The organism is Verrucosispora sioxanthis, assembly GCF_010560025.1.
GTDB classification, from domain to species: domain Bacteria; phylum Actinomycetota; class Actinomycetes; order Mycobacteriales; family Micromonosporaceae; genus Micromonospora; species Micromonospora palythoicola.
This window is the reverse complement of the sequence record NZ_SAIY01000001.1, coordinates 91320-102058: the sequence shown is the minus strand read 5'-3', so window position 1 is coordinate 102058 and position 10739 is coordinate 91320. Positions and strand designations below refer to the sequence as shown.

Here is a 10739-nt window from a genome sequence, read left to right as displayed (position 1 = left end):
ACCGACCCGACATCGGTCCCGCCGGCCCTGGCTCCGCCGAGCCCGGCCGGGGCGTCGCCACCGGGCCGACCGGCTCGCCGGTCACGGCTCGGGCCGGTGCTCCGGTGCGCCCGGAGGAGCGGCCCGCCGGCCGGGCCATGCCGCCGCACCGGAATCCGGCGCGCCCCGCACCCTCCGGCATGTCGCCGGTGCCTTCGGCGCGGGGCGGCGAGGCTCCGGCGGTGGCCCGCGCCGCGGCAGTCGTGGCACCGGCCGGACCGACCGGGCACCCCGGCCCGGAACCGACGGCTCGACGCGCCAACGCGCCGGAGTTCGTCGACGTCGACCGGCCCGAGGGCGACCAGGCGGGCGACGGTGGTCAGCCGCGCCGGCAGGTGCCGGGCTCCCCCCGGTCGCGTGCCGCCGTCCTGGTGCTGGCCAGTGTCCTGCTGCTCGGTGTACTTCCCGCGTTCTTCGGTGTGCAGACCATGAACCGGGATCCGGTCTTCGCCTCGCTCGACCAGCTCGACGTGCCGGCCTGGGCGGCGACGGAAGCGGTCGACGACGTCACCGGCAGCCCGTGGTGTCTGCTGGACTGCCGGTTGCGGGAACGCACCACCACCTCCGACCGGTCACCCGACGAGACCGCGCAGGCGTACGAGGCCGCGCTGACCCGCGACGGTTGGCAGCGGTGGACGCCCAACTACTGCCCGGAGCAGGAGGAGAAGGGCAGCTACACCTGCTGGCGGCGCGACGAACTCACCCTCGACCTCTGGGTACGGGAACGCACCTGCGTGCCACCGCCCGTCGACGGCGAACCCGCGGTGGTGCCGGCGCCCGACCCGGCCACCGCGGCGCAGGAGTGCCCCGGATCGTTGGTGTCGGTGAAGGTGCGCAACGCGATCGACGACGAGCGGACGCGGCCACAGCCGAGCACCGACCCGTCGCTCACCGGCGAGGATCCCTTCCCGACAGTGACCGACGACCCGTTGAGCGACCTGACGCCGTCACCACCGTCCTGAGCCGATCCTCATCACGGACGGTAGGGTCAGGTGCTGGTGGTGACCGGTCGTCGACCGGCCACTCGACGTTGACGTGGGCGAGACGGTCGTGCGGCTGGCGGATCCGTGCGCCCCGAACCACTGTTTGAGGAGGACTGGCGTGGGCTTTTTGGAGGTCGCGGCACTGATCGCGGCGATCGCGTTCGCGATGCTGGTGCTGATCCTGACGCTGCCCATCCTGCGGTTGCGGCACACCGTGGACGCCACCACCCGCATGATCAATGACCTGAACGACCGGACGGGCCCGCTGCTCGGTGACGTCAACACCACCGTACGCAACGTCAACGTGACCCTGGAGCAGGTGCAGACCTCGCTCGACGGGGTGAACCTCCAGCTGGCCAAGGTCGACACCATGACCGGCCACGCGCAGAACATCAGCGCCAACGTCGCCAACCTGGTCACCGTGGTTTCCGCCGCCGCGGCCAACCCGCTGGTCAAGGTGGCGGCGTTCGGCTATGGCGTGCGCAAGGCCGCCGCCGCCCGCCGGCACGCCGAGACCGAGCGCGAGGTGCGGGACACCATCAAGGCTCAGCGGCGCGCCGCCCGGCGCGGGAACCGCTGACCCGACGGCACCGGGAGGTACGAGCATGAGGCGCCTTTTCTGGCTGGGTATCGGGCTGGCCGTCGGTGTCGTGGTGGTGCGCAAGGCGACCCGCGCCGCCCACGCCTACACCCCCGCCGGCATCGCCGACAACCTGTCGCAATCCGCTGGCGGACTGGTCGAGGAACTGCGTAGCTTCGTGGCGGACGTACGCGCCGGGATGGCTGAGCGGGAGCACGAGATCCACGAGGCGTTCGCCCAGGGCGAGGCGTTCGACGACCAGTTCGCCGAGCTGCGGGAGGACCCGCGGGTCGGCGACCGAGAGATCTTTCCGGAGGAACACCAGCGATGAAGACGGCGGAGATCAAGCGGCGGTATCTCGCCCACTTCGAGGCGAACGGTCACACCGTCGTGCCGTCCGCTCCGCTGCCCGCCATCAGCGACCCGAACCTGCTGTTCGTCAACGCCGGCATGGTGCAGTTCGTCCCCTACTTCCTGGGCCAGCAGACGCCGCCGTACCGGCGCGCGGTGAGCGTGCAGAAGTGCATCCGTACGCCGGACATCGACGAGGTCGGCAAGACCAGCCGGCACGGCACGTTCTTCCAGATGAACGGGAACTTCTCCTTCGGCGACTACTTCAAGGACGGCGCGATCCCGCTCGCCTGGGAGCTGGCCACGAAGTCGGTCGAGTCCGGCGGGTTCGGGCTGGATCCGGAGCGGATCTGGGCGACGGTCTACCTCGACGACGACGAGGCGTACGACATCTGGCGTCGCACCGGGGTGCCCGACGAGCGCATCGTGCGCCGGGGCAAGAAGGACAACTTCTGGTCCATGGGCATCCCCGGCCCGTGTGGCCCGTGTTCCGAGCTGTACTACGACCGGGGGCCGGCCTATGGCGCCGAGGGTGGTCCGGAGGTCGACGAGGACCGGTACCTGGAGTTCTGGAACCTCGTGTTCATGCAGTTCGAGCGGGGTCCGGGCACCGACAAGGAGAACTTCCCGATCCTGGGTGAGCTGCCGGCGAAGAACATCGACACCGGCATGGGCCTGGAGCGGATGGCGTCGATCCTGCAGGGCGTCGACAACCTCTACGAGATCGACGAGGTCCGCCCGATCCTGGACCGGGCGGCGGAGCTGACCGGCAAGCGGTACGGCGCGCACTCGGGCCACGCCGCCAACCAGTCGCACCCGGACGACGTGCGGCTGCGGGTGATCGCCGACCACGTGCGTACCGCGCTGATGCTCATCGGTGACGGGGTGACCCCGTCCAACGAGGGCCGGGGCTACGTGCTGCGGCGGATCATGCGTCGGGCGATCCGGTCGGTGCGGCTGCTCGGCTGGCAGGAGCGAGCCCTGCCGGAGCTGCTGCCGGTGGCGCGGGACTGCATGGCCCCGTCGTACCCGGAGCTGGCGGCGGACTTCGACCGGATCTCGGCGTACGCGTACGCCGAGGAGGACGCGTTCCTGGCCACGCTGCGGGCCGGTACGACGATCCTGGACACCGCGATCACCGAGACGAAGTCGGCGGGGCGGCCGGCGCTCTCCGGAGACAAGGCGTTCCAGCTGCACGACACCTACGGCTTCCCGATCGACCTGACCCTGGAGATCGCCGCCGAGCAGGGGCTCACCGTCGACCAGGAGGGCTTCCGCCGGCTGATGGCCGACCAGCGGGCCCGCGCCAAGGCCGACGCGCAGGCACGCAAGACCGGGCACACCGACCTGTCGGCGTACCGGGCGGTGCTCGACGCCGGTGGTCCGGTGACCTTCACCGGCTACACGGAGGTGGCCCGTGAGTCCACCGTCCGCGCGGTGCTCGGCACCGACGGGCAGCGGGCGGCGGCCGTCGAGGGCGACACCATCGAGCTGGTGCTCGACACCACCCCGTTCTACGCCGAGGGCGGCGGTCAACAGCCCGACCTCGGGATGATCACGGTGGGCGGCGGCCAGGTCGAGGTCCTCGACGTGCAGCAGCCGGTGCCGGGGCTGATCGTGCACCGGGCCCGGGTGCTGCGGGGCGAGGTGCGGGCCGGGGAGACCGGCTACGCCGAGATCGACACCAGCCGGCGGCGGGCGATCTCCCGCTCGCACACCGCCACCCACCTGGTGCACCAGACCATGCGCAACTTCCTCGGCGAATCCGCCACCCAGGCCGGCTCGTTGAACGCGCCCGGTCGGCTGCGCTTCGACTTCAACACCGCCACCGGCGTGGCACCCAGCGTGCTGCGTGACGTGGAGCAGCAGGTCAACGAGGTGCTGCTGGCCGACCTGGAGGTGCACGCGTTCATCACCTCGCTGGAGGAGGCGCGGCGCATCGGTGCCATGGCGCTGTTCGGTGAGAAGTACGGCGAGCACGTCCGGGTGGTCGAGGTCGGTGACTACGCCCGGGAACTCTGCGGCGGCACGCACGTGGCCCGCTCCGGCCAGCTCGGTCTGGTGAAGATCCTCTCCGAGTCGTCGATCGGGTCCGGCGTACGCCGGGTCGAGGCGCTGGTCGGGATGGACGCGTTCAACTTCCTGGCCCGCGAGCACCTGCTGGTGTCCCGCCTCGCCGAGCTGTACCGCGTTCCCTCCGAGCAGGTCGCCGACCGGGTCGAGCAGACGGTCACCCAGCTGCGCGACGCGGAGAAGGAGCTGGAGAAGCTGCGCGCGCAGCTGGTGCTCGGCGGCGCGGCGGCGCTTGCCGCCCAGGCCAAGGACGTGTCCGGGGTCGCCTACGTGGGTACCGAGGCGCCCGAGGGGGCGGCCGGCAACGACGTACGCACTCTCGCCCAGGAGATCCGGGGTCGGATCGAGGCGTCCCGGCCGGGGGTGGTCGCGGTGGCCGCCCGAGCCAACGGCAAGGCGTCGCTGGTGGTGGCGGTGAACCCGGCCGCCCGAAGCCGGGGCATTGCCGCCAACGACCTGGTCAAGGCGGCGTTCTCCGGCCGTGGTGGCGGCAGTCCCGAGCTGGCGCAGGGCGGCGGGCTGCCCGAGTCGGAGGTGCCCCGACTGTTGCTCACGGTCGAGCGGGCGCTCGCTGAAGCGTGAGTCGGCGGCACAGCGGATCAGGGCGGGCCGGGTCGGCCCGCCCTGACGCGTCTGTCGGTGGAGGTGACACGGCGTGAGCGACTCGCCCCGTGGGGTGCGGCTGGGAGTGGACGTCGGGCAGGTCCGGATCGGGGTTTCCCGGTCCGATCCGCACGGCATTCTGGCCACCCCGCTGGTCACCCTCGCACGTGAGCAGAACCCCAGGTCAGATGCGGTACCGTCGGACCTCGCCGAGCTCGCCGCGCTGGTCGCCGAGCACGAGGCCGTCGAGGTGGTGGTGGGCCTTCCGGTCAACCTCGCCGGCAGACATGGCCCGGCGGCGGAGCACGTGAAGGCGTACGCTCGTCAACTGGCCGGTGTGATAAGTCCTGTCCCGGTGACGCTCACCGACGAGAGGATGTCCACGGTCGTGGCGAGTCGTAGGCTTGCCGAGCGCGGTGTCCGAGGAAAGCGACAACGGGCGGTGGTCGACCAGGCCGCCGCGGTGGAAATTCTGCAGAGCTGGCTGGATGCGCAGCGGAGGCGGACGCAATGATGGACGATCTGGACCTCGGGTTCGACGAGCAGGAGCGGGGGGAGAAGGGCAAGCACCGCCGGGGCCGCCGCAAGGGCGGCAAGTCCGGTGGCGGGCGGGGCAAGACCGTCCTGGCCCTGCTGCTGGCCGTGGTGCTGCTCGGCGGCATCGGCGGAGGCGCCTTCTACGGCTTCGACCGGATCCAGAGCCGCTTCGTCACCCCGGACTACGACGGCGGCGGCACCGAGGAGGTGACCGTCCAGATCCCGCAGGGCGCGTTCCTCGCCGACATGGCCGTGGCACTGTACGACGCCGGTGTGATCAAGAGCACCAAGGCGTTCATCGAGGCGGCTGACGAGAACTCCCGCAGCCGCAACATCCAGCCCGGCACCTACAAGCTGCGCAAGCAGATGAGCGGTGAACTGGCCCTGACCGCGATGCTCGACCCGAAGAACCGGGTGGTCAACGGGCTCACCATCCCCGAGGGGCGTACCGCGAAGAACATCTTCAAGCTGCTCAGCGACCACACCGAGATCCCGGTCAAGGAGTTCGAGGCCGCCGCGAAGGACCCGGAGAAGCTGGGCGTACCGGACTGGTGGTTCAAGCGGACGGACGGCAAGAAGCCCAAGAAGTCGATCGAGGGGTTCCTCTTCCCGGACACCTACGAGATCCCGCCGGACGCCACCGCCGAGGAGATCCTCGGGCAGATGGTCGACCACTTCCTCACCGTCACCGGTGAGATGGAGTTCGCCGACCGGGTGCAGAAGGAGCGTGGCGGGATCAGCCCGTACGAGGCGCTGATCGTGGCGTCGCTGGCCCAGGCCGAGGCCGGCACCAAGAAGGATCTCGGCAAGGTCGCCCGGGTCGCCTACAACCGGGTCTACTCGCAGACCTTCGACTGCGGCTGCCTGGAGATGGACGTCACGGTCAACTACTACTTCGAACTGACCGGCCAGGAGGCGAAGACCTCCGGGCAGATGACGGCGAGCGACCTCGACAACCCGAAGAACCCGTACAACCGCAAGCTCCGGGGCATGGTTCCCACCCCGATCAACAATCCGGGCAAGGAGGCCCTGGAGGGGGCGATGGACCCGCCGACCGGCGACTGGCTCTTCTTCGTGGCGATCGACAAGGAGGGCAACTCGGCCTTCACCGACGACTACAACAAGCACCTGGCGAACATCGAGAAGGCCAAGGAGGCCGGCGTCCTCTGACGCCGGCCCGCCCGGGCGGGTGGCAGTGGCTCGGGCCCGCACCGTCTCCGCACGCTGGCGGGTGCCGGCGGTGCCGTGGTCAGGACAGGTCGACCGTCGCGGTGGTGTCGGGAGCGTCGATGGTGAAGCAGGCGGCGCGGTCCGCGGCGGTGACGGTGTAGTCGCCGAGGAAGCCGGTGACGGTGACGGTGCCGTCCGATCCGGTGCGCAGGTCCGTCGGCGACAGCCACCACTCGCCCTTGACCAACGCTTTCAGGGCGTCGTACGCCGGCTTCGGGCTGCCGTCGGTGCGGACCAGTCCGGCCGGCGCGCCGAGCCAGGCACCCCGGTCGGTGAGCCCCCAGTAGTTGATCGACTGGACCGCCGGGTGGGCGAGCAGCGACCGGTAGTGCCGCTCGACCTCCTCGGCCTGCCGGGCCTCGCCCTCGGGCGTGCTCGGCCAGTGCGGGATCTGGTAGTCGTTGAGGTCCTCGATCTCGGGCGGCATGAGGTGCCCGGAGACCAGCGTGGTCTCGGTCAGGTGCAGCGGCAGCCCGTACCGGGCGAACCGGTCGAGCATCTGCCGCATGTACTCCTCACCCCGGTACCCCTGGTGCATGTGGGTCTGCAGGCCGATCGCGTCGACGCGTACGCCGGCTTCGAGGACGCCCTCGATGAGACATTCGTACGCCGAGCTGAGGTCGAAGTCGTTGAGCACCAGGGTGGCCGCCGGGTTGGCCGCGCGGGCCTCCTCGAACGCCAACCGCACCAGGTGGATGCGCCCGCGCGCCCGAGCCAGCGGGGTGATCGCGTTGTCGCCGTTGGCGAAGACAGGCATGATCACCGCCTCGTTGATCGCGTCCCAGGTGTCGATGAGGCCGGCGAAGCCGCCGGCCAGGTCGCGGACGCGGGCCCGCAGCAGCCGCTCGACCTCGTCGAGGTCCTCACCGAGCAGCCACGACGGCTGTACGGTGTGCCAGACCAGCGGGTGGCCCTTGACGGTGACGCCGCGCTCGGCCAGCCACCGCGCGGTGGCGGTGAGACGCTCGGTGTCGGGCGCGCCGCGCCGTGGCTCGTAGCGACCCCAGTAGAACGGCAGCGTCGCGGTGTTGAACACGTCGAGCCACAGCTCGCCGAGCCGGTCGAGGTCCAGCCGGCTGTCCCCGCCGAAGCTCTCGACGCCCGTGGTCTCCTCCGGGCCGGGGCCGCCGACCAGGTCGACGAAGTCGAAGCCGATGTTGCCGAAGGCGAAGGCATGCCGCTCCTGCGCGACCGTCACCACCTGGTCGGCGAGCGGCTGCCCGTCGGGGCCTCGGACGGTGAGGGTGATCTCGCCCTTGCGATGCCGCAGACTGCTGTCAGACATTGTTGGATGCTAGGCGACAGGTGTGCCTGCCGGTAACGAGGAGCGATGGTGGCTGAGTCAGGGCGTGCGGCGTCCGCACCTGAGGCGTCGGTGCCCGAGGCGTCGGTGCCCGAGGCGTCGGGGCACGGAACGGTGGTGCACCGGGCGGCGGTGCTCGGCAAGCCGATCGCCCACTCGCTCTCCCCGGTGATCCACAATGCCGGGTACGCGGCCGCCGGGTTGACCGGGTGGTCGTACACCCGGATCGAGTGCGCGGCGGCGGAGCTGCCGGCCCTGGTCGCCGGCCTGGGCCCGGAGTGGGCCGGGCTGTCGGTGACCATGCCGGGCAAGGAGGCGGCGCTCACGGTGGCCGCCGAGGTCTCGCCGGTCGCCGCCGCGGTGGGTGCGGCCAACACGCTGGTACGCCGTCCCGGACGGCTCCTGGTACGCCGACAACACCGACGTCACCGGCATGGTCGAGGTGCTGACCGACGCGGGCGTACGCCCCGGTGCCACTGTCACCGTGCTCGGCGCGGGCGGTACCGCCCGGCGGCCGCCGCGGCGGCGGCCTGGGCTGCACGCGGCCGCGGTGACCGTGATCGCCTGCCGCCTGGCGGCGCTCGCCGAACTGGAACCGGTCGCCGCCTGGGCGTGCCATGACCGGCGCACCGTGGCCGGAACTGCCACCTTCCGAGGCGTGTCGGGGCTGGCCGGTGTCGATGTGCTGGATCTCGACCGTGCCGAAGGGGGCCGCCGACGAGCTGGCCGACAGGGTGCCCTGGCGGGCCGGCACGGTGGTCTTCGACGCGATCTACGACCCGTGGCCGACCCCGCTGGCCGCCGCCGCCGAAGCCGCCGGCTGCCGGATCGTCTCCGGCCTCGACCTGCTGCTGGCCCAGGCGATCGGCCAGTTCGAGCAGTTCACCGACACACCCGCCCCCCGCCCCGCGATGGCCGCCGCCCTCACCGCCGCCCGGTCACCCCGTTGACCATGAGGTTAGCGGCGTAGTTGATCTCTGATCCTGCCGCCAACGTCATTATCAACTAGATGGGAGGGCAGGGGTGTCTTAGGTGAGGTTTAAGACGCGCTTAGGTCCTGCCGTCATCCGCACGCTCCGTTGTGTACGCGGATACGCTGCTCAGCGTTATCGTCGAAGACACTAGGAGTATCCGTGACCAGTCGCGGACTGCACCGCTTGATTCCACATCGCGGCGGCCGGCGTAAGGCCGTGATGCTCGGCGTCATCGGCACCACTGTGGTGCTGGGGCTCGGCGCGACGATGGTGCCGCTGCTCGCCGATGACGACCTGTCGATCGCCGTGGTGGCCGACACCACCGCCACGGCGGTGCCGCAGGACGGCGACAACAGCGTCAAGACGACGCTGGCGACCTGCCCCGCGCCCTGCGACGGCAACCCGCGCGGCGCCCGTGAGGCGGTGCTGACCTTCCTGGTCACCTCGCTGCCGGCGAACGCGGTGAACGTACGGGCCACGCTGCGGGTGCACGCCTGGCAGAAGTTCCAGGCGACGGTGACCGCGCACGAGTCCCGCCTCGACGCCGCGCCGCCCGCCCGGTGCCCCCCGCTGGGCGCGGCGCTGGACACGGTCAGTGGCGTCGCCAAGGGCTTCAACGAGTGGGACGTCTCGGGTCTGGTCACCGGCAACGGCATCTGGACGCTGCGCCGCTGGCGCAGGCCGGGCTGGACAGCCGTATCTACGGCCTCCGGCGAGAACCGCAACGCCGATCTGCGCCCGCGCCTGGCGATCAGCTACGACGGCGTGGGTGCCCGGCCGCCGTCCGCCTGCCCAGCGTCGCACCGACGCCGACGGCCACCGCCAGCCGCCCGCCGGCCACCGACCGTCTCGCCGAGCGCGCGACCGTCGCCCGCCCGGCCCAGCCCCACCTCGCCGCCGCCTGCGGATCCGGGCAAGTGCGGAACGGTCTCGGCGAAGCTGGTCCCCGGCTGCGGCGCCTGGTGGGGGATGTACTCGCCGACGAACGCCGCCGCCGGCTGGGATCACGGCAAGGCGATCACCGACGTGGAGAAGCAGGTCGGGCGGAAGTTCGACGTCGTCCACCGCTACCACGACTTCTCCAACACCGGCAGCAACGGCGCCTTCCCGGACGAGTTCCAGCAGCAGCAGATGCGCGACGGGCGGCTCATGTTCTTCGCCTGGGAGAGCCGGGTCTTCTCCTCGGGCACGGTGTTGACCTGGAAGGACGTCTACAGCGGACGGTACGACGCGACGATCGACGCCGTCGCCGGCCGGATCCGGGCGATCGGCCAGCCGGTCTTCATCGGGTTCGACCACGAGCCGGAGGACGAGCCGGCCAAGGGCAGCGACGCCGACTTCGTCCGGGCCTGGCGCTACGTGCACGACCGGTTCGCCGACGCCAAGGCCGACAACGCCGTCTGGGTCTGGACGATGATGGGCTGGTCCGGCCACTACGACCGGTACGCGGGGCTCTATCCCGGTGACCACTACGTCGACTGGGTGGCCTGGGACCCGTACAACTTCCACGTCTGCAACGGCAGCACCGTCTGGAAGAGCCCCAGCACCACCATCGGCTCCTTCTACCGCTGGCTCGACGACAACGGCATCGGTGCGGGCAAGCCTCGGATGCTCGCCGAGTTCGGCACCAACATGAACGCCGCCGACCCGAACGCGAAGCGGCGCTGGTTCGAGGAGTTCCCGGCGGCGCTGAAGGCCCACCCGAAGATCAAGGCGGCGATCTACTTCAACTCGGCGGGCATGACGAAGACGACGAGCACCTGCAACATGATGATGAACCAGGACGCGGCCGCGGTGGCCGGATTCGCCGCCGCGGGACGGGACAGCTACCTGCGGCAGCCGACGGGAGGGAGCCGCTGAACCGGGCTGAGCCGAGTCAGGAGAACGGGCCGCCACAGCGACTGTCGGAAATCCGACGGTGGGCGAGGTTGTCCGTTTCCTGATCCACCGTCCGTCCAATCGGCGGATGCCGCCCTCCAGCGTGGAGCGGGCACGCTACGTGCATTCTCGTCCACTCTGGAGGCGCAGCGTGCCCACATACTCCTTGTCGTGGCGTTCCACCCGTC

At 70.9% G+C, this 10739-nt stretch carries 8 protein-coding genes and 1 pseudogene; 8 read left to right on the top strand and 1 reads right to left on the bottom strand.

Annotated features, from left to right (window positions below; translation table 11 throughout):
• Window positions 1-374 precede the first annotated feature (374 nt).
• From ENC19_RS00490 to mltG, 6 genes are all read left to right on the top strand, one after another.
• Window positions 375-1001: a hypothetical protein gene (locus ENC19_RS00490; protein ID WP_216592621.1), complete on the top strand. Its 627-nt coding sequence runs from the start codon at window positions 375-377 to the stop codon at window positions 999-1001.
• 139 nt (window positions 1002-1140) lie between these two features.
• Window positions 1141-1602 carry a DUF948 domain-containing protein gene (locus ENC19_RS00485; RefSeq protein WP_164445188.1) on the top strand — a complete coding sequence of 154 codons (462 nt, stop codon included), beginning with the start codon at window positions 1141-1143 and terminating at the stop codon, window positions 1600-1602.
• A gap of 25 nt (window positions 1603-1627) precedes the next feature.
• Window positions 1628-1933 carry a hypothetical protein gene (locus ENC19_RS00480; RefSeq protein WP_093404399.1) on the top strand — a complete coding sequence of 102 codons (306 nt, stop codon included), beginning with the start codon at window positions 1628-1630 and terminating at the stop codon, window positions 1931-1933.
• Window positions 1930-4608, top strand: coding sequence for an alanine--tRNA ligase (gene alaS, locus ENC19_RS00475; RefSeq protein ID WP_164445187.1), 2679 nt, complete (start codon window positions 1930-1932; stop codon window positions 4606-4608). The genes ENC19_RS00480 and alaS overlap by 4 nt, the downstream gene beginning before the upstream one ends.
• Window positions 4609-4681: 73 nt before the next feature.
• Window positions 4682-5143, top strand: a complete 462-nt coding sequence (gene ruvX / locus ENC19_RS00470; protein ID WP_164445186.1) for a Holliday junction resolvase RuvX — start codon at window positions 4682-4684, stop codon at window positions 5141-5143.
• Window positions 5140-6336 (top strand): endolytic transglycosylase MltG, encoded by a 1197-nt coding sequence (gene mltG / locus ENC19_RS00465; protein WP_164445185.1) that lies wholly within the window; start codon window positions 5140-5142, stop codon window positions 6334-6336. The genes ruvX and mltG overlap by 4 nt, the downstream gene beginning before the upstream one ends.
• Window positions 6337-6415: 79 nt before the next feature.
• Here mltG and ENC19_RS00460 read toward each other — a convergent pair whose 3' ends face one another.
• Window positions 6416-7681 carry an endo-1,4-beta-xylanase gene (locus ENC19_RS00460; RefSeq protein WP_164445184.1) on the bottom strand — a complete coding sequence of 422 codons (1266 nt, stop codon included), beginning with the start codon at window positions 7679-7681 and terminating at the stop codon, window positions 6416-6418.
• 150 nt (window positions 7682-7831) lie between these two features.
• Between ENC19_RS00460 and ENC19_RS00455 the strand changes: the two are divergent.
• Window positions 7832-8649 (top strand): annotated as a pseudogene (locus ENC19_RS00455) (shikimate dehydrogenase).
• A gap of 183 nt (window positions 8650-8832) precedes the next feature.
• Window positions 8833-10533 (top strand): glycoside hydrolase family 26 protein, encoded by a 1701-nt coding sequence (locus ENC19_RS00450; RefSeq protein ID WP_164445183.1) that lies wholly within the window; start codon window positions 8833-8835, stop codon window positions 10531-10533.
• Window positions 10534-10739 lie beyond the last annotated feature (206 nt).